This window comes from Cetobacterium sp. 2G large (assembly GCF_014250655.1).
GTDB classification, from domain to species: domain Bacteria; phylum Fusobacteriota; class Fusobacteriia; order Fusobacteriales; family Fusobacteriaceae; genus Cetobacterium_A; species Cetobacterium_A somerae.
In genome coordinates this window covers 481,404-501,667 of record NZ_JACHTH010000005.1, presented here as the reverse complement: position 1 = coordinate 501,667, position 20,264 = coordinate 481,404, and the positions used below count along the sequence as shown (strand labels likewise).

Annotated in this window: 19 protein-coding genes; 2 read left to right on the top strand and 17 right to left on the bottom strand. The window is 28.2% G+C overall.

Annotation, left to right across the window (positions count from 1 at the left end):
* Window positions 1–25 precede the first annotated feature (25 nt).
* The 6 genes from H5J23_RS05220 to H5J23_RS05195 all read right to left on the bottom strand — a co-directional run bounded on the left by H5J23_RS05220 (window position 26) and on the right by H5J23_RS05195 (window position 7,538).
* Window positions 26–1,423, bottom strand: coding sequence for a carbon starvation protein A (locus H5J23_RS05220; protein WP_023050085.1), 1,398 nt, complete (start codon window positions 1,421–1,423; stop codon window positions 26–28).
* 112 nt (window positions 1,424–1,535) lie between these two features.
* A complete protein-coding gene (locus H5J23_RS05215) occupies window positions 1,536–2,285 on the bottom strand; it encodes an EI24 domain-containing protein (protein ID WP_185891211.1) in 750 nt (249 codons plus the stop codon).
* 90 nt (window positions 2,286–2,375) lie between these two features.
* Window positions 2,376–3,008, bottom strand: coding sequence for an OmpA family protein (locus tag H5J23_RS05210; protein ID WP_023050087.1), 633 nt, complete (start codon window positions 3,006–3,008; stop codon window positions 2,376–2,378).
* A gap of 102 nt (window positions 3,009–3,110) precedes the next feature.
* Complete coding sequence (gene nox, locus H5J23_RS05205; RefSeq protein ID WP_185891209.1) at window positions 3,111–4,445, bottom strand: H2O-forming NADH oxidase; 1,335 nt, start codon at window positions 4,443–4,445, stop codon at window positions 3,111–3,113.
* A 158-nt stretch (window positions 4,446–4,603) separates the two neighbouring features.
* Window positions 4,604–6,151: a YfcC family protein gene (locus H5J23_RS05200; RefSeq protein WP_255494352.1), complete on the bottom strand. Its 1,548-nt coding sequence runs from the start codon at window positions 6,149–6,151 to the stop codon at window positions 4,604–4,606.
* 28 nt (window positions 6,152–6,179) lie between these two features.
* Window positions 6,180–7,538 (bottom strand): Sapep family Mn(2+)-dependent dipeptidase, encoded by a 1,359-nt coding sequence (locus tag H5J23_RS05195; RefSeq protein ID WP_040406546.1) that lies wholly within the window; start codon window positions 7,536–7,538, stop codon window positions 6,180–6,182.
* Between the two features lie 112 nt (window positions 7,539–7,650).
* Between H5J23_RS05195 and H5J23_RS05190 the strand changes: the two genes are divergently transcribed.
* Window positions 7,651–8,448, top strand: a complete 798-nt coding sequence (locus H5J23_RS05190; RefSeq protein WP_185891207.1) for a MerR family transcriptional regulator — start codon at window positions 7,651–7,653, stop codon at window positions 8,446–8,448.
* 35 nt (window positions 8,449–8,483) lie between these two features.
* Here the strand turns inward: H5J23_RS05190 and H5J23_RS05185 are convergent, their stop codons facing one another.
* From H5J23_RS05185 to rbr, 4 genes are all read right to left on the bottom strand, one after another.
* Window positions 8,484–9,284, bottom strand: coding sequence for an MBL fold metallo-hydrolase (locus tag H5J23_RS05185; protein WP_185891205.1), 801 nt, complete (start codon window positions 9,282–9,284; stop codon window positions 8,484–8,486).
* Between the two features lie 80 nt (window positions 9,285–9,364).
* Window positions 9,365–10,231, bottom strand: a complete 867-nt coding sequence (locus tag H5J23_RS05180; protein WP_023050093.1) for a DMT family transporter — start codon at window positions 10,229–10,231, stop codon at window positions 9,365–9,367.
* A 12-nt stretch (window positions 10,232–10,243) separates the two neighbouring features.
* Window positions 10,244–10,654: a DUF1499 domain-containing protein gene (locus tag H5J23_RS05175; RefSeq protein ID WP_185891203.1), complete on the bottom strand. Its 411-nt coding sequence runs from the start codon at window positions 10,652–10,654 to the stop codon at window positions 10,244–10,246.
* 104 nt (window positions 10,655–10,758) lie between these two features.
* A complete protein-coding gene (gene rbr, locus H5J23_RS05170) occupies window positions 10,759–11,337 on the bottom strand; it encodes a rubrerythrin (RefSeq protein WP_023050095.1) in 579 nt (192 codons plus the stop codon).
* A 117-nt stretch (window positions 11,338–11,454) separates the two neighbouring features.
* Between rbr and H5J23_RS05165 the strand changes: the two genes are divergently transcribed.
* Window positions 11,455–11,967: a nitroreductase family protein gene (locus H5J23_RS05165; RefSeq protein WP_023050096.1), complete on the top strand. Its 513-nt coding sequence runs from the start codon at window positions 11,455–11,457 to the stop codon at window positions 11,965–11,967.
* Window positions 11,968–11,996: 29 nt separating this feature from the next.
* Here H5J23_RS05165 and H5J23_RS05160 read toward each other — a convergent pair whose 3' ends face one another.
* The 7 genes from H5J23_RS05160 to H5J23_RS05130 form a co-directional block, all read right to left on the bottom strand.
* Window positions 11,997–12,503 (bottom strand): pyridoxamine 5'-phosphate oxidase family protein, encoded by a 507-nt coding sequence (locus H5J23_RS05160; RefSeq protein ID WP_023050097.1) that lies wholly within the window; start codon window positions 12,501–12,503, stop codon window positions 11,997–11,999.
* Window positions 12,504–12,605: 102 nt separating this feature from the next.
* Window positions 12,606–14,306, bottom strand: coding sequence for an ABC transporter ATP-binding protein (locus tag H5J23_RS05155; RefSeq protein WP_185891201.1), 1,701 nt, complete (start codon window positions 14,304–14,306; stop codon window positions 12,606–12,608).
* Complete coding sequence (locus H5J23_RS05150; RefSeq protein ID WP_185891199.1) at window positions 14,296–15,180, bottom strand: ABC transporter substrate-binding protein; 885 nt, start codon at window positions 15,178–15,180, stop codon at window positions 14,296–14,298. The genes H5J23_RS05155 and H5J23_RS05150 overlap by 11 nt, the downstream gene beginning before the upstream one ends.
* Window positions 15,181–15,188: 8 nt before the next feature.
* On the bottom strand, window positions 15,189–15,962 hold the full coding sequence (locus H5J23_RS05145; protein WP_185891197.1) for an ABC transporter ATP-binding protein: 774 nt from the start codon (window positions 15,960–15,962) through the stop codon (window positions 15,189–15,191).
* Window positions 15,962–16,930 carry an iron ABC transporter permease gene (locus H5J23_RS05140; protein ID WP_185891195.1) on the bottom strand — a complete coding sequence of 323 codons (969 nt, stop codon included), beginning with the start codon at window positions 16,928–16,930 and terminating at the stop codon, window positions 15,962–15,964. Before H5J23_RS05140 ends, H5J23_RS05145 begins: the two co-directional genes overlap by 1 nt.
* 17 nt (window positions 16,931–16,947) lie before the next feature.
* A complete protein-coding gene (locus tag H5J23_RS05135) occupies window positions 16,948–18,981 on the bottom strand; it encodes a TonB-dependent receptor (protein WP_185891193.1) in 2,034 nt (677 codons plus the stop codon).
* Between the two features lie 18 nt (window positions 18,982–18,999).
* Window positions 19,000–20,262 carry a radical SAM protein gene (locus H5J23_RS05130; RefSeq protein WP_185891191.1) on the bottom strand — a complete coding sequence of 421 codons (1,263 nt, stop codon included), beginning with the start codon at window positions 20,260–20,262 and terminating at the stop codon, window positions 19,000–19,002.
* Between the last annotated feature and the right edge of the window lie 2 nt (window positions 20,263–20,264).

Sequence of the window (20,264 nt, the reverse complement as noted above, 5' to 3'; positions counted from 1 at the left end):
AAGGAGCTTTTTAAGCTCCTTTTTATTATGCTTTAACAGCCTCTTTTTTATTTATCTTCTTTAAGAATAATCCTAAAGCAACTATTGCTCCTGCTATACCAACTACATATCCTATTGTTTCTGATAATCTAAATCCTTCTGGTGCTATTAATATATATGTAGTAACAACTGCTGTCATAAATACTCCTGGAATTGTTGCAATCCAGTGATTTTTTCCTTCATTTGCTAAATAAACTGCTCCTGCCCATAAAGCTATTGTAGCTAATGTTTGATTTGCCCAAGCAAAATATCTCCAAATTATTGCAAAATCTATAAAACATAATCCAATTCCTACTGCAAATAATGGTATTGCAATTATAAATCTATTTTTTACAGGCCCTTGCTTATAGTTTATTGCATCTGCAATAGCTAATCTAGCACTTCTAAAAGCTGTATCTCCAGATGTTATTGGACATGCTACAACTCCTAATAGTGCTAAAGCTCCTCCAACTTTACCTAAAATACTATTTGATATTGTATTTACTACAACTCCTGCTGGACCAGCATTCATTAATCCTTCTGTTCCTCCAAAGAATGTCATCGCTGCTGCTGCCCAAACTAGTGCTATAACTCCTTCTGCTATCATTGAACCATAAAATATTCTTCTACCTTCTTTTTCATTTTTCATACATCTAGCCATCAACGGAGATTGTGTTGCATGAAATCCTGATATTGCTCCACAAGCTATTGTTATAAATAAATATGGATATATAGATGTTCCTTTTGGATGAAGATTTACCATTGAAATTTCTGGAATATTATATCCTTTTAAAATTAATCCTCCACCAATTCCAATTCCCATTATTATTAATGATGCTCCAAATATTGGATAAATTTTTCCAATTAACTTATCTACAGGAAGAACTGTTGCTAACATATAATAAGCTACTATTACTGCTACCCATGTCAATGTATTTATACTTGTCATACTTGCTAAAATTCCTGCTGGTCCATTTACAAATACAACTCCTACTAATACTAGTAAAACAACTGAGAATACTCTCATTATTTTTTTTGCATTATCTCCCAGATAATGACCTACAATCTCTGCTATTGTTGCACCATCATGTCTAACAGATAACATACCTGATAAATAATCATGTGTTGCTCCTGCAAATATACATCCAAAAACTATCCATAAAAATGCTGCTGGTCCCCATAAAGCTCCTGCTACTGCACCAAATATTGGTCCTAATCCAGCTATATTTAAAAACTGAATTAAAAAAGCTTTCTTCCAATCTAATTCAACATAATCTACTCCATCTGCTAAACGCACTGCAGGAGTTTCTCTGTTTTCACTTACTCCAAATACTTTTTCAACATACTTTCCATAAATTACATAACCTAAAATTAAAGCTATTAATGATCCTATAAAACTAATCATTTTAAACCTCCCTTTTTTTGATTTCTTTTCACAATAGATTATAATACTATTTCGGAAAAAAAATAACTCTTTTAGAATAAAATGATTATTTTAATACTTAAAAAGCTTTTTTTTACTCCTTAATTACATTTTGGAGCTTCAAAATTTTCAATGTTGTCATTGTAAAAGCAACAATACTAATAATAGGTCCTATAACTATACCTATAACAGGGATAAAATATATCAACGTAAATATTCCTCCTCCTAAAGTAAATACCATTCTATTTTCCTTCATAAATTTGGCACTCTCTTCTGGAGAAAATCTATGTCTTTCTAAAGTGTAATCAACAAAATTATACGATATAAAATAACTTTGTATTAAAAAAATCAAAATAGGAACGATTAAGTTTACGATAGGTATAAAACCTAATAAAATTACAATAAAAGTGTAAATTATTTCTTTTACAAAGCTTTTACTTGCTATTTTTATACCTCTAAGTATAAAATTAAAATTTTCTTTTAAAGTAAATCCATATTCAGTTCCTTCTTGATAGTTTTCAATTTTTTCTGAAATATAGCTAAAAAATGGAGCCAATATACCTAAAAGTATTGTTTTAAAAAAGAAATATTCAATAGCTACCATTATTGTTCTAATTATAAAAATAATAAGCCATCTAAATAAACCTGCATAACTCTTAACATCAAAAATAATATTTATTTTATTGAAGATCCAATCTCCAATATAACCTGAAAGCCAATAAAAAAATATTAATATTATTATCCCTACAACTCCTCCTATAAAATATCCCCATGATAATTTTAATTTTTTTATAATTCCGGGAGCTTTTAAATAACTTTCTAACATTAATCTTATTTTCTCCATTTTAATTCACCTTCTCTTTTTTATATATCTACTATTTTTTTTTAAATTTCTTCTACAAATTAAAAAAAGGCTAAAAAGCCTTTTTTTTAATTATTGTTGGTATATATTTATTTCTACTCTTCTATTTAATGCTCTTCCTTCTGGAGTAGCATTTGAAGCAACTGGATTTCTATCTCCATAACCTATGCTAGAAATTCTACTTGGTGATACACCTTGTGCCGCTAAATAGTTAGCTACACTTTGGGCTCTTTGTAGTGATAAATTTAAATTTGAGTTAGGATTTCCTGTGTTATCAGTATATCCTGAAACTTGAATTTTTGTCTCTGGATATTTATTCATAATATATGCTATTGAATTTAATGGTGCATAGAATCCACCGTTTAAAACAGCACTACCACTCTTAAATGATGATTCTCCTGGTAATCTTAAATTTATATTATCTTTATTGTTAGTAACTGTTATATTTGTACTGTTTAAAGCATTTAAGAACTCTTTATACTGAGCATCTTTGTACGCTCCCCATCCTAGTCCTGCTAAAGCTCCTATTCCAGCTCCTATCAAAGTTCCCTTTGTATCTTTTCCAACTAGCTGACCTATTAGTGCACCTGCTGCTGCACCTTTTACAGTACCACTAGTTTTTTTATTTGTTGGTGTTGCTGAGCTACATGCTCCTAATAAAGATGTTGTTAATAATAACATAGCCATTATTTTTTTGTTTCTCATTGTTGTTCCTCCTGTAACTGATACTATACTCTATTATCTAATATCTCTAGTTACATGTCAAGAAAGTATATTATTTTTATTAACTCTATCTATTTATATGTTCTACTTCGCTCCTAATGCTGCCATAGTAATATAGTTGTATGGTTGATTAAAATGAGGTAAGAAGAATATATCTAATAATTTTATTTTATCTATTGTCACTTTTTCTTGAATAGCTAATGAGAACATATGAATTCCCATAGAAATATCTTGTCTTGATGCCATTTGAGCACCTAAAACTCTTCTTGTATTTTTATCGTAAACTATTTTTAAAAATACTTTATCATTATCATGCTCTATAAATCCAGGTTTTTGTAAATCTGCAAACTCTGTGGCTACAGCATCATATCCTAATTTTATAGCTTTTTCTAGTGTTAATCCTGTCGAAACCATGTTTAATCCATAAATTGAAATTCCATTTGACCCTTGAACACCTATACTTTCAAGTTCTGTTCCACACACATTATGAGCTGCAACAATTCCTGAACGAACTGCGTTTGTTGCTAAAGCTATATAATTTGTATCTTCTATAGAATTATCATATATTGTTGCACAATCTCCTATAGCATAAACATCATTTAAACTTGTTTTTTGAGTTAAATCAACTTTATAAGCACCATTTCTAAATAGTTCTAAAGCTTCTTTTCCTAAGATATTATTTGGTATAAATCCAACTGCTAAAATAACCATATCTGCTTTATATGTTTTTTTATCAGTTATTACTTCTTCTACTTTGTCTGTTCCTTTTAACTCTAAAACTTTCTCTCCAAAATTTACATTTATTCCATTTTTCACAAGGTTTTCTTTCATCATTTCTCTAAATTCTAAATCATAGTATCCCGATAAACAACTATCACTTAAATCAACTAGCTCTACATTTTTTCCACATCTTTGGAAAGCTTCTGCTAATTCAACACCTATGTACCCTGCTCCAACTACTACAATATTCTTTAAATCTTGATTTTCTAATTTTTTTATTACATCTTCAGCATGTTGATATAACTTAACAAATTGAACATTTTTTAAATCCTTACCTGGAATTGGTAAATCTATTGGCAATGAACCTGTTGATAATATTAATTTATCATAACTTTCCGACACTTCAATACCATCTTTATTTATTCCATATACAACTTTATTTTCAAAATCTACTTTTTTAATTTCAGTTTCCATATGAACTTTGGCTCCATTACATTCTAATTTTTCTTTAGAAGAGTAGAATAATCCTTCAGGCCCTGATATTTGTTTTCCAATCCATAACGCCATTCCACACCCTAAAAAACTGATGTTTGAATTTTTATCAAATACTACAACCTCTTCATTTGGGTAATTTGATAAAATTGTGTTGATTGCCGCTGTTCCAGCATGATTTGCTCCAACTACTACTATTTTACTCATCTCTTTTGCCTCCTAAAATTCATTTTATTTGATATTCAATCAAAGTATACCTTTTCAGTATTGTAAAGTCAAATTTTTTTAGAGTAAAATATGACCCGTCATTCTAGTATTTTTTAATCAAAAAAAAACACAGAAGGATAAACCCTCTGTGTTTTTTATTAAATTAATCCTAAAAATTGTGATACTGAAATTAATATACATCCTGCTGCTAACATTGTTATAAATATCTTTAATACAAATTTTAAATATCTATCATATGGAACATTAAATAACTCTAAAGTTCCCATGGTTGTTGCACTGGGATAAATTCCAGACATAAAATTTATACCTAGTGTAAATGCTGATATCAACATTATCTGTCCACCTATAACTCCTACATTGGAATTTTGAAATAATGCCATTGCAACTGCTCCAAGTATAGGCATTGTTATTCCTGCTACTCCACTTGTTGATTGTAAGAAACATCCAATTCCAACATATGCTAAAATTGTAGCCACTGAGAATGCCCAAGCTGGTATTCCTTGTAATGCTGATTGAATCCAATATACAAACGTTACTGACATTCCTGAAGTTTTACTTCCCATTAAAACAGATATTCCATTAGCTATTGCTAAAACTAATACAACCCCTAATAAATCTTTCGCACCTGATGCAAATTCTTTTACAAATTTATCTTCAGGAATTTTATTTATAAATCCTATTAAAATTGATCCTAAAAAGAACACAAAAGAAAACTCTCCAAAATACCAATCTCCAAGAGGAGTGATGTATTTAGCTCCTAATATATCTCCTAATAATGGTATTTTTGCTAATAAATATATCGGTGCATTTATAATATCTTGAAAGTTAGATCCATCTGCAAACTTAATTTCATACCAAGGCATATAACCTAATATTAATAAAACTATAATTCCTATTAATACCATAATTGACCAAAATCTTTTCTTAGTTAATTCAGGAAGATGTCCTTGCTCGTGAGTCATAGTTTTTACATCAATATCAGCTACAAGAGATTTTTCTTTATTTTTTTTAACTTCATTTGCATACTTAACTGTAAAAAATAGTCCAATGGCATAAAGAAGTACAAATAAAATTAATCTCAATACCATTCCACTTCCTAAAGAAAGCTCGGGATTTCCAATTGCACCAATAGCTGCTCCTGTTGAAAATGGATTTACAACACTCGCCATATTACCAGCTGTTGCTCCAACTGTTAAAACAGCCAATCCTGTTATCACATCATATCCTGCCAAAACAAATAAAGGCACTATAACAATTGAAAATGCGGGTATCTCTTCCCAAAATCCAAACACACTACCAAAAACAGCAAAAACAAACATTAAAATTGCTATTAAAGTAGTTCCTGTATATTTTTTTAGCAACGCTCCAATTCCAGCATCCATTGCACCTACAGAATTTATTAATCCTAAAAAAGCTCCAGCCATTAAAATTGCAATACTTACTGAACTTGATTTTTCAAATCCTTGTATTGGTGCCATTAAAATATTCCAAATTCCTGCTGGCTGACGACCCAAACCTTTTACTACTTCTCCAGCATCATTAACAACAGCATTATAGATTACTTCTTTTACACCATTATTACTTACAACAACTGATTGTGGAACTATCCAAGTTAAAGCCCCTGTTATTACTAAAAATATAAAAACAATAGTATATGCACTAAACATCTTTCTTTCTTTTTTCAATGTTCTCAATCTCCTCTAGCAATATTTTTTAAACTCTAAATTTTTCAAAAGCTTTCATATATATTTTCATAGCCATTTTCATATCATCTAAAATTATATACTCATTAGGTTGATGCTCTGTCTTAGGACTATTTGGTAAAACATATCCGAATGCCACACAATTATTTATCGCTCTTGCGTATGTTGCTCCACCTCCAGCTATCGGCTGAGATTCCATATCACCAGTTACTTCTTGGTACGCTCCCATTAGTGTTTTTACTAACTCTGAGTCAAGAGGAGTATATATAGACTTTAAATAATCATGTTGAGAGTACTCAAATCCATATTCCTTTGCTTTTTCAGTTAAAGTCTTAACAATTATTTCTTTATCATAAGTAACTGGAATTCTCATATCTATACATAAAATCTCATTCTCTGGTGTAAATTCAATTTTACCAACATTAAATTTCAACTCTCCCGAGTGCTCATCTTTAACTTCTCCAAATATTGGCTCTGCAAAGTTATATCCAATTAAATTCTCAACTATAAATTTACCCGATTTTGTTTCTACTCCACTTAAACTCAAAGCATGTAGATATCTGTTTATAGCGTTTACTCCAGTTTCAGCTACTTGAGCATGAACACTTTTTCCTATAATTTCAATTTTATTATCTTTTTCTGTATACTCATATTTTAATTTATCCAAAGCTTGCACTAATCCTGCTGTTTTTTCAACTAAAATACTTGAAGGAACTGAGTTAAAAGCATCACCACCTTTAAATACCATTCCACTTTGATTTTTTGCTGTTAATTTACATTGTAATAATCCTTTTTCAGCATATATTAAAGGAAATTTAGAATCAGGTGTAAATCCAACTGTAGGCATCTCCTCTTTTTCAACATATCTAGGCATGTCTCTCCATAAATTTTCTTCATCCGTTCCAAATATAAATCTCACTCTATAGTTTAAATTAAAACCGCAATCTAAAAGTGTTTTTAAAGCATAAATAGCTGCTAATGTTGGGCCTTTATCATCTTGTGATCCTCTTCCATAATATTTACCATCTTTTATTATTGGCTCAAATGGAGGATTTTCCCACTTATTTAAATCTCCTGGAGGTACAACATCTAAGTGTCCTAAAACTCCAACTAATTTTTCTCCTTCTCCAATTTCAGCATACCCATAATATCCTTCTGGGTCTATAAACGTCTTTAATCCTAACTCCTTACAAATATCTAACATTGTTTCTAGAGCTTTTTGAATATCCTCGCCAAAAGGGAATCTATCATCGTTCTCTTTCAAAAAACTAGGAATTGAAACTATTCTGTCTAAATCCTTTAAAAATTTAGGAAAATTTTCTTCCATCTTCTTATACAATCTTTCTTTTTCTTGAATTTTTGTGTTCATTTTTCCTCCTATATGCATTTTTATTTGTTGTGTGTTGCTATTTGTAGATATTTATCATATCTGCTATAATTATATAGTATAAAGTATACTTTATAGTCAAGGGGGTAATTTATTGAAACTTTATAAAATTAGTGAAATTGCTAAAACATTTAATATAAGCAGAGAAACTCTTATCTATTATGATACTATAAATTTATTTAAACCAGCATATATTGATCAAGAGAATGGTTATCGATACTATAATGACGAAAATATCTCTGATTTATACTTTATAAGTATGTTAAAAAAAGCTAACTTTTCTTTAAAAGAAATTAAAGACTATATCAAATGTAAAAATACATCTGATAGTATTGAACTACTTAATAAAAAACTACAACAAATTAAAGATAAAATATCAATTCTTCAAAATTCAGCAGAATTTATTTCAGACAAGATTCAAGAGATTGAAAATATATCTAATCAAGATGGCTGTACTCCTTTTCTTGAAACTTTAAATGATGTCTTTGTTTTTCAAATAGAAATTTCTGAACCAAAATCTGAAAAAGAACTCATTGAAGGAATTCATACTTTAAATGAACTTCGAAAAAAATATAGTTTAGAAAAAGCTAAAAGAATAACAATTTTAAAAAAAGATGATATTTTAAAAAATGAATATTTTAAAATAGATCGAATTGGAGTTATTGCATCTAGTGTTTCTAATCATTATATTGACTTCAATTTAGTAGTTTCAATTTATCATAAAAACTTCACTCAAAAAATAGGTGAAAGTTACTTCAAACTACTCAAATTTATAGATGAAAATAACTTTAAAATTTTGGGTGATTCTATCGAAACCTTTAGTGATGTAATTGTTAATGCTGGAAATTGCATGGGACAAACCATAAAAATATCAATACCAATAGAAAGCTAGTTCGTTATGAACTAGCTTTCTATAAATATATTTTTTTAAATTTCTAATTTACTTCCTGTTTGAATTTCAAAAACTTGAAATCCACTATTTTTTTCAAGTTTTTTAATTCCAAATTCACCAGTACAATGACATGGGAAAATAGTATTTATACTTGTTTTATTTAAGTATTCTATCAAATCATCTATATATTTCTCATTTTTATTTAAACTAGTTCTACTTGATAGATGAAGCCCACCTATTATACTATGGATCTCAACTTTTTCTGTTTTACATTGCTCTAAAATATTCTCTATTCCTATATGTGCACATCCAACAAGCAGAGTATTAATATTATTTTCTTTTATTATCATATGTAACTCATGTTTAAAACTATCTTTTTCATACTCACCATTTTCATTTTTCATATAAAGATTTTCATTAATTGGATTATCACTTTTCTTATCAAAACAATGAAATAAATATATATTCTCTAAATTAAATGTATTTTGAATAAAATTAAATCTTTCAACATCTAAGTATTCATAGGGTATACCTATATCTATATACGCTCCTAATATTTTTTTATAATGTTTATCAAAATAATACTCACTACAATATATTTTAGCTTTCTTATTTTTTTTTAAAAAATATGGTAATCCTCCACCATGATCTTTATGACCATGAGAAAGGACTAAATAATCTATTTCCTCTAGATTAATTCCTATTTTCTCTGCATTTTTCCAAAATTTTTTACTTTCACCTACATCAAATAATATCTTTTTTCCATTTGTTTTTATGTACAAAGAGAGGCCATGCTCCTTTGCTAAATCTTTATTTAAACTTTTATTTTCTACCAAGACCTGTATCTCTATCTTATATCCCTTCCTTTTTTATTTATTAAAAATAATTATATTGTTTTTAAACTTAAAAATCAAGATTATAATATAAAAAATATCGTAATTCCAACAAAAGATATTAAAGCACCTATCCCCTCTAATATACTAACTTTTTCTTTAAAAAATATAATTGATATAGGAATTATTAATATCGGGCTTGTTGCTGCTAAAGTGCTTACAATTCCGACATTTGCATATTTCATAGCTTCTACTAATGCAGTTACTCCTAAAGTTGCCACAATAGTCCCTAAAACTATATATATCATACCTTTTTTATTTAAAATTCCTTCTTTTATATTTGACCATTCTTTTTTTAAAGAGATATAAACTATAAAAGCTAAAATCGCTGGTATTGTTCTAACTTGAATTGTTGCAAAAGAATCATAATCAATAGAACCTAATCTGGTAAAAACAATTCCTAAGCTTTCTCCTAACATTGCTAATAAAGCATATATAAATCCAACTTTTGAAAACTCTTTATCATTTTTCTTTTTCAATATAACAATAGCTATTCCAATTATTGTTAATAGCATTCCTAAAACTTTAAATCCTTCTATTTTTTCTCCTAGTATAAAAAAGCTTAAAATCGAAACAGCTATCGGACTAAATGTCATAACTAATAAAGTTATTCTTGGTCCTATTTTAATATATGATTTATATAAAAAAAAATCTCCTAAAAACAAGCCAAACAATCCTGAAATTGATAAAAATTTAAATGATTCCTTTGTTACATCTAAAGGTAAAACTAACCCTCTCTTCACATACGTTATTACTCCTAAAAACAACATAGCTATAACTAATCTTATCAAATTCACTGCTAACGTTCCTGTTTCTTTACTTGCTCTCTCTAAAAATACAGAGCTTCCTACCCACCCAAATGCTGCAGCAAGTGCTAAACTTTCACCCAATTTAATTCCCCCTTATTTTAACTCTTCCCTTATCTTTTCCATTCTTTTTCTATTTACTCCAAAATCATACCATCCTGTTTGAGCTGCTGATCTTATATTTATTACATTTTTTTCTGGTTCTATCTCAAAATCTGCTATATCTTCAAATCCAAAAAATTTACTATAAAAAGCTACTTTTAAAAAATTTCCCTTATCTTCTAAAATTTTACCTTGAAATTTTTCTATTACTTTTATAAGTTTTTCTTTCACATTTCCCTCTTTATCATCTATAGATATTGGTTTAATATAATGTTTTGTATCTTTTGCCTCACTTGAAACACAATTCGGTGTACTTGGACATTCTTTTAACATGATTTTATCGCTCCCCTCTCCTAGTAAAATTGAAAAATAACAAGCAAAAATTATTATTAATTTTCTCTTCATAATTTCTCACCCCTTTATTTTTAGTATACCTTATTTTTCTACTAAAAAACAATTTTTTTACAATAAAAAAAGTGGAAAGAAATTTATCTCTCCACTTTGATATTTTAGTAATTAATACACTCTAACTCAAACTCTTTTTGCTTCTCTAAACAAGATGGGCAAACTTTTGGTGCCTCTATTCCTTCGTGAACATAACCACACTTTCTACACTTCCATCTTACATCGTTATCTTTTTTAAATACATGATCTTCTCCTAAATTTTTTAATAATTTACGATATCTTTTTTCATGTAATTTCTCAACTTCTACAATAACTTTAAATGCTGCTGCAACTTGAGGAAATCCCTCTTCTGTAGCAACTTCTGCAAATCCAGGGTATAACTCTGCCCACTCTTCATATTCTCCTGCTGCCGCTTCCTCTAAATTTTCCATAGTTGTTCCAACTATTCCTGCTGGATAAGTTGCTGTTATCTCAACTGGTCCACCTTCTAAATATGAGAAAAATCTTCTTGCATGATACTGCTCATTTAAAGCTGTTTCCTCAAATAATGCAGCAATTTGCTCATAACCTTCACTTCTAGCCTTATCTGCAAATAGTGTGTATCTCTGTCTTGCTTGAGATTCTCCTGCAAAAGCTTTTAATAAATTTTGTTCAGTTTTAGTTCCTTTTATAGATTTACCCATTGGTATCCCTCCTTTGAATTCTTTCTTGAATATTGTTCAAAATTTTTTTGATTTTCCTTTTTATTTTTTTATTTATATGTTAATATTAAAAAAATACTAATCTAAACAGGAGGATTTATGGATTTTTTATCAAGAAGATCAATTAGAAAATATACTTCACAAAATATTGAAAAAGAAAAATTAGATGAAATACTAAAAGTGGCTTTAACTGCTCCTACTGGAAGAAATTTAAAACCATTTGAGTTGATTCTAATAAAAGAAAAAAATGCATTAAATAAGCTATCTCTATCAAAATCTATTGGATCTGCTATGTTAAAAGAAGCTAATGCAGCCATTATTGTCTTAGGTAATCCTGAAATTTCAAATACTTGGAATGAAGATGCTTCTATTGTTTCTTTCAGCATACAACTTAAAGCTTTTGAACTAGAACTTGGAAGCTGTTGGATAAATGTTAAAGATAGAAAAACAAGCGATAATACAGAATCAGAAGAGTATATTAAAAATAATTTTAATATACCTAGTCACTTAAAAATAGTTTCTATCATTTCCTTAGGTTATCCAAATGAACACAAACCTCCACATGATGATAAAGATATGGATTTTTCTAAAATTCATTTAGAGAAATATTAAAAAAAGCCAAAATTAATTGGCTTTTTTTACTATCTATGAGATTTTTTATCTCCTGTCATTTGAACAACATCTCCATCTTTTAAATTATATGCTTGTCCAAATCCTTTTACAAATCTTCCATTAACTATATTTAACTTTACTAAATGAAAATCTTGCATTTTACGAACAACTTTCATTCCTTCTCCAACTTTCTCTTCAAAAGCATCTAATATTACATCAAATTTTTCATCTCTTTCCTTAAATTCAGCTACTACATTGTATCTTAATCTCTTTCTTACTAGAACAGAAGCTGCATCTTTCTCATCTTGTAAAAACATAATTTCAAATTGAGGATTATCTTTTAAATTATCAAAATGATCTCCAATTTCACTAATGTAAATATACCCTTCTCCTTCGAAATTTAAGTATGGAGCATATGTCACATCAACATCTCCATTTTTAGATTTTGTTCCTAATATAACTGATTTAAAGTCTCCTCTGAACTCTTCTACCTCTTTTTTTATTTGTTCTTTATCAAATTTTATTGGCATCATCATAATTGTTTTTTCTCCTTTAATTTTGTTAATCAAACTATTTAAATATATGATATATTTTTTAACAAATTTTGTCAAGAACATTTTATACCTTTGTTGTATATTTTATAAATTCCCAGCTTTGTACATATTAAAAAATACACCTTTTTTATCAATTAAACTTTGAAAATCGCCCATCTCCTTAATTCCATCTTTACCTAAAACTACAATTTTATTAAAATTTTTAAGTGTATTTAATCTATGAGCTATTGAAATTATTATTTTATCTTCAAATTTCTGTAGAATATTATCCATTATTTTTTTCTCTAAAATATTGTCCAAGGCTGAAGTTCCTTCATCTAAAAATATGATTTCTGGGTCTTTTAAAAACAATCTTGCCATTGATAGCCTTTGCTTCTGCCCTGAACTTAATTCAATTCCACCTTGACCTAGTTTTGTATTTTCTTTCTTTTCTAAACTTTCTACAAATTCTTTTAATTGAGCTAATTCTAATGCTTCTTCTATCTCTTTTTTTGTCGCATCTCTTTTTACCACTTTTATATTCTCTAATATTGTTTCATTCATTAAACTGTCTCTCTGATCGACTATCGCTATTCTATTTAACAAACTTTCTCTATCTACCTCATGGATACATAAATCATTTATAAAAATTGTATTTTCTTCAGGTAAAAATGTTCTTTTTAAAAGTGAAAATATTGTCGTTTTTCCTACTCCACTCTCTCCAACAAATGCTACTTTTTCTCCTTTTTCTATAGTTATTGATAAATTTTTTATAACTTCTTGTTTATCAAATGCAAAATTTAATCCATCTACCTTTATACTATCTATATTTTTTTCTATAATTGTATTTCCATCTTTAATATTTGGAATATTCATAACTTCTAAAAATCTACTTATTCCTGTAGCTCCTCTTTGAAATACATCTACAAGTCCCATAAGTCTTAAAAGATATACTCTAAATCTATTAGTCAACAATATAAAACTCACAATAACTCCAAAACTTATTTCGCTTTTTATATGCATATATCCACCTATAAATATAACAATAAGTTGAGTAAGTTGATTATAAAAATTAATACCTGACATTAAAGCTGATGTGTTAAATACATTATTTTTCTCTACACTTAATAACTCTTTATTTTTACTTGAAAACTTCTCTAAAGTATCTTTTTCTAGAACATTATCTTTTATAAAGAATATAGTCTTCAATGAATCGTGAATTCCTGATGTTAATTTAGAAAATCTCTCTCTTACTTCTATATAACCATATTTTAATTTCTTATTTTGAATTATTGTAAAATATATAGCTATTGGTAAAGGAATCATTGTTATTAAAGTTAACTTCAAATTAAAAGTAGCCATTAAAGCCATAGCTCCAACTATTGATAATATTGAAAATAAAAAATCTTCTAGTCCTCTGTATAAAAGAGCTGAAACATTTTCTAAATCATTTGTAACTCTTGATATAATATCTCCACTTTGATTTTTCATAAAATATGTATCTGGTTGATTTAATATTTTTTTAAATAAATCTTCTCTCATAAAAAATTTTATTCTATTTCCCATCAGCTGTCCTCTTGAACTAGAGTAAATTGATAAAAATAATCTTATAATATAAAGTATTAATAAAAAAGCTGAGAACATAAAAAATTCATTTAAGTTTTTCTTGGGAATTGAGTTATCAATTAAATTTTGAACCACTATTGGTCCATATAAATCTAGTACAGTTACAAAAAAACTGCTAACTAAAAAATAAGTTAGCAGTTTTCTTTCTTTTAAATAGTACTTGAAAATACTATTTAACATTTGACAACTCCTTATATAACTCTTCTAAAGCATCGATTACTCTAGGTGTTCCTCTTAGTATTTTGTCTGATTCAATTATCATTATATTCCCTTTTTGTCCCGCTTTTGTTTGTTTTACAACTGGATTACTATTTAAAATATCATTTTTATTTTTTATAGCCATTGAACCTACAAGTATGTCAGGATTTTCTGCTAATAAAAATTCTGGCGATAATATTGGTCTTCCACCTGGTAACCCTTTTGCTATATTTTCTATTCCTAAAGTATCGAAAATTTGACCTGGTAATGAATTTGGACTAAATACCATCATTGGAGATGTTGAAAATAAAAACCCTCCCTTTATATTTAAAGGCTTTTCTGCTATTTTCTCTTTTATCATTTTTAATTTTTGGTTATAACTATCAATTAATTTATCCGTATTCTCTTCTTTTCCAGTTATAACTCCATATATTTCTAAATTATTTAAAATTTGTTCAAAAGAATTAGCTTCATTAATTATAAAGTTTAATTTTCTCGCTTTTAAACTTTCTCCAAAACCTTCAGACATAGTATTTAGTATTACTAAATCTGGGCTATATATTAAAACTTGTTCTACCGAAGGTTTCATTATTGTTCCTGCTTTTGGCAAATCCTTTGTTTTTTCTTGTGGCCAAATTGGATTTTTTGCAGTATCCGCTATTGCTACTATATTATTTTCTCCACCAATTAAATAAAATGCCTCCACTGCTGCCGGATCTAATATTAAAACTTTTTTATACTCTTTCTTTGCTATTTTATTACCTCTTGAATCTATAATAAAATCATTTTCTATTTTTAAAGCATAAACTAGATTACTAATTAAAATAGTAAAAAATAATGTTATTACTCTTTTCATCTTTCCTCCTAAACTAATGGAATAATATACGGTATTCCACTCTCATCTTTTATAACTTTAGCCTTTAAATTATAAACTTTTTGTAAATTTTCTTCTGTCAAAACTTCAGATGGTGTTCCTTGATATTTTATCTCTCCATCTTTCATCATAATAAGTTCATCACAAAACATAGCAGCTAAATTTAAATCGTGTAATACTGCTACTCCTGTTAAAGATTTTTCAGCCACTAAGGTTTTTACCTTATTTAATAATTCAACTGCATGATTTAAATCTAAAGCTGAAGTTGGTTCATCTAATAATAAAATTTCTGGATCTTGAGTTAAAGCTCTTGCTAATAAAACTCTTTGAAATTCTCCTCCAGAAAGACTAATTGCTACTCTTTCAGAAAATTTTTCTAATCCTAAAAACTTCAAATTATCCTCAACTTTTCTTCTATCTTCATATGAATATCCTGCCCAACTAGATTTTAAATGAGGTAGTCTCCCCATTAAAACAAAATCCTTTACTGACATGTTTGTCATTAAGTTTGATTTTTGTGGAACTAAGGAAACCAATCTTGCTTTCTCTTTTTTAGAAAGTTCCTTTGTTTCCTTTCCATTAAATTCAATATCCCCTTCACTTGGATTTAAATAACCTAATATATTCTTTAAAAATGTTGACTTACCACAACCATTTGGTCCTAATATCCCCGTCATTTTTCCTTTAGTAATATTAACTTTTAATTTTTTTAAAATCTCCCTCTCTCCATAAGAAAATGAAAGGTTATTCACTCTTACTCCCATTAATTTCCTCCCTTAGCTTTAAATGCTAAATATAAGAAGAAGGGAGCTCCAAAGAATGCTGTAACAACTCCAATTGGAATCTCAACAGGAGCTAAAAACAGTCTACCTATTGTGTCACAAATTAATAGGAAAAATCCACCCGCTAAGGCAGCATTAGGAATTAACCTAGAGTTAGATGGTCCTACTAACATTCTTATTGAATGAGGTATAATTAATCCTACAAAACCAATCATTCCTGAAAACGCAACTGAAAACGCTACAACTAATGCTGATACTGTTAATACTTTTGCTTTCAGTGTATGCACATCAACTCCTAAAGAATTAGCTTCTTCATCCCCTGACAATAGTGCATCTAATTGATTTCTTTGTAAGTAGAAAAATATTAAAGAAAAAATCAATGGAACTATAAGTAGTAACACTTTTGTCCAAGTTGCTCCTCCTAAATAACCCATTAACCACATAGTTATCTTAAATGACTCCTCTCCTATTAAATACATAGCAAAAGATGTAAAAGCACCTATAAAAGCTGATACAGCTATTCCTACTATCAGAAGAGTTGTTATATCAACCTTACCACTTCTATTTGATAACTTAAATATAACGAATGTACTTATTAAGCATGATAAAAATGCCAATACCCCATAAAAAATATCTGGTAATTGAAATACATATGCTATCACAGCTCCAAATGTAGCACTTGCTGCAATTCCTATTATATAAGGATCAGCTAGTGGATTTTGGAATACTGCTTGAACTACTACTCCACTTGATGAAAGCATCATTCCTATTAATAATGCCATTACTATTCTTGGTAATCTTATATCATAAATTATTGTTTTTATATAATCTGGTGCTGTACTTATGGAAAATAGTTGTTCCAATGGTACAGAAACACTTCCTAAACCAATAGAAAGTGTTCCTGTTAGTATTATTCCCAGAATTAATATTAACGATATATGTTTTTTCATATTAATTCTCCTATTTTTTAGAAATTGTATTTAAATCCTGCGTAAAGACTTCTCTCTGCAGCTGGGTTATACTCTTTGCCATCTGAGCTTATAGAGTTATAATACTTCTCATTAAATATGTTATTAATTCCTGTATAAACTCTTAAATTTTCAACAGGTCTATAATTTAATGTTAAATTTGTCACAATATTTTCATTCTGCTTACCCTCTGTATTTTCATTATTCAAATAATAACCTGATGAATATACTGTATCCCAGATAACATTAACTTTTGAAGTTACTTCATAATCTAATGCAATGTTAAACCTATTTGTAGGAACGTCTGCTATCTCATTTCCCTCAATAGATTTATCTTGATCTTTCAATATTTTTGTTTTAACTAAAGCATATCCCTCTCTTACTGTTAACTTTCCGAAATATTGCTCAGCATTTAACTCTAAACCATATCTTCTTGTTTTTCCAATATTATAGTTTCTAAAGTTCATTCCACTATAGTTTTCTGTTGCTATTTCATCATTTGTTTCAGTTAAATATACTGCTCCACTTATGAAACTTCCAAATACATAATCTTTAAAACCTGTCTCATATGTTATATATGTTTCTGAATCTAAATCATTATTGATATACGCCCCATCTATTTTATCTACTAACTGTGAAGGTGTTGGAGAAGTAAATCCTTTTTCTCCTTTCACATAGATATTTCCTGTCTCTGAATAAAGATAGTTTCCTACTAATTCATAAGCCATATTTTCCATAGTCGTTTTTCTGTTTATATTTGTATTCGCTGTTGTTGCACCACTTGATAAAGAGTTTTTTATGTATGATCTATCAGTTTTATAATCTGCATACTCATATCTTACCCCTTGAGTAAACTCAAATTTACCAACTGCATTCCTATTTAAAATAAATACACTATGAGTATCTTTAGTTAAATCATTTTTATATTTTTCTGAACTAAACATATCCATCTGACTATCTCTTTTTAGATTGTTATTTATATAGTCATAACCTAGAATTAAGCTACTTGCTTCTCCATAACTAACTTTTAATTTCGGCTTAAATCCAATTTTTTCATCTGTATAATCCATATAATTTTTAACACTATAACTCATTTTTTCATAATTATTTTCATTATATATATCTGTTTTCTGATAGAATCCAACTAAATCTAAAGTTACTTTTTCATTAAATTTGTACTCATATTTTCCTGTAAATTCATCTTTCTTAGTATTATTAACAATTAACTCGTCATATTTACCAACAAGACCATTACTTTTTGGATTTGATAACATATCTTTTGTAAGAGCTCTTGGTGATGTTGCATCATCTTTATATCTTGAATATTTAAAAGTAAAATTTTGATTATCATCAATTTTATATTTTAAACTTCCTTCAAAATATTCTGAATCTGATTCATCTCCATCTCTAAATCCTTTGTAATCATTCTTGTTATAATTGATATTTATACCTAAATCTCCAACTGTCGTTCCATAAGAAACTTCACCCTTTTTCCCACCAAAAGTATTTAGCTCTCCTGAAACAGAACCTCCCGTATAACCTGCTCCTGATTTTGTCACAATATTTATTATTCCACCTCTTGTTCCACTTCCATAAAGAATAGCTCCTCCGCCTGGAATAACCTCAATTTTTTCAATATTTTCAACTGGAACTGTATTAATTGGTGTTTTTGCATGAGATGTATCTAATAAGTTTACACTTACACCATCTATTAAAACTTGTACATTTGCTGTTGCTTTACTTCCTTGTCCTCTCATATCAATTACTGGATCTTTTGGATCACCTATTAAATTGACACTTGGTACATCTTTTAAAGCCTCTGATACAGATTGATAATTCTTTTCCTCTATATCTTTAGCTGTAATAACTGTTACTGTATTTGTTACATTTCTTTGTGCTGTTTCAAACCCCGTTGTTGAAATCACACTTTCATTTAATTTAACCCCTTTATTAGCTTCTTCATAGAAAAAATCATCATTTGAATAACTTAAAGCTGTTACTATTAAACTTAGTACTGCTATTCTTTTGTTCATAATTTTAATCCCTCTCCATTACTTTTTTATTAATCCTAAAGTTTTTTCAACAACTGTTGTTAAAATCTCTCTAGATATATTGTTACCCCAAAATAAGCCATCTTCAGTTAGTTTGTAATGTTCTTTATCTTCTAATATAAAATTATTCTCTTTTAACTCAAATAATAATTCTTCAAAAACTATCATTTCTTCAGATGTTAATATATTTTTTACTATATTTTTATCTATTTGTGGAAATTGAAACAATCCGCTAAATTTATCCAATCTTTGTTGATAATCACTTTTTTCAACAAACATTGACATCTCTTTCTTCATTCTAAAAATAGATATATTATCAACATTTCCTCCAGCTCCAACTCCAATTGGAAAAGTGTCTCCTCCAAAGTTTCTAGTTTTTATATATTTATATTTATCTCTTCCTTTTTTTGCTATTTTCGTTAACTCCAATACATAATAATCACTATCTTTAGTTAACTCTTTTATAAACGCATCATGTAACTCTCTCTCTTTTTTTAAATCCTCTTGAACTTTAACTTTTTCATCTTTTATGTCATGAGATAATGTTGACCCTTCATGAACCATTAATGAATAAAAACTTGAACTTCCTAAATCTAACTTTTTTATAATCTTGGCATCCTCTATAGCATCCTCTATTTTTTGCGTTGGATAGTTATAAATAATATCTATGCAAACTTCTCCATTAAATTTTTCTTTTAATTGAATTAATCTCTCTATTGTTTCATTTTTCGAATACGTTCTATTGTAAAATTTTCTTCCTTCATCTGAGAAACTTTGAATACCTACAGATAATCTATTAACTCCATATTTATTCATTAACTCTATTTTTTCATCATTTAAATTATGTAGCGTTGTTTCTAAAGTAAATTCATATTCTGCAGAAAATTTTATATTTCTATTAACACTTTGAAGTATTTTTTCCAATTGATTATTTTTATAAACTGTTGGAGTTCCTCCACCAAAATATATTACATCTACACTTTTTTCCTTAAAATATCTATAGTCCCCATATTTATCAAATTCACTAACTATATAATCTGCATAAGAATCTAAACTTCCACTCAATTGCTCTCTATTTAAATTACAAAACGAACAAATTTTATCACAATATGGTGTATGAACATATATAGCTCTTGGAACATCTTTAGGTTCCTCTTTTAATCTATTTAAAAATTCTTCCTCTGTAACTCTTTTTTGAGGATAATACTTTCCTATCAATCCACTAGAATTATGATGACTCTTATATCTTGTTTCAAAATACATTA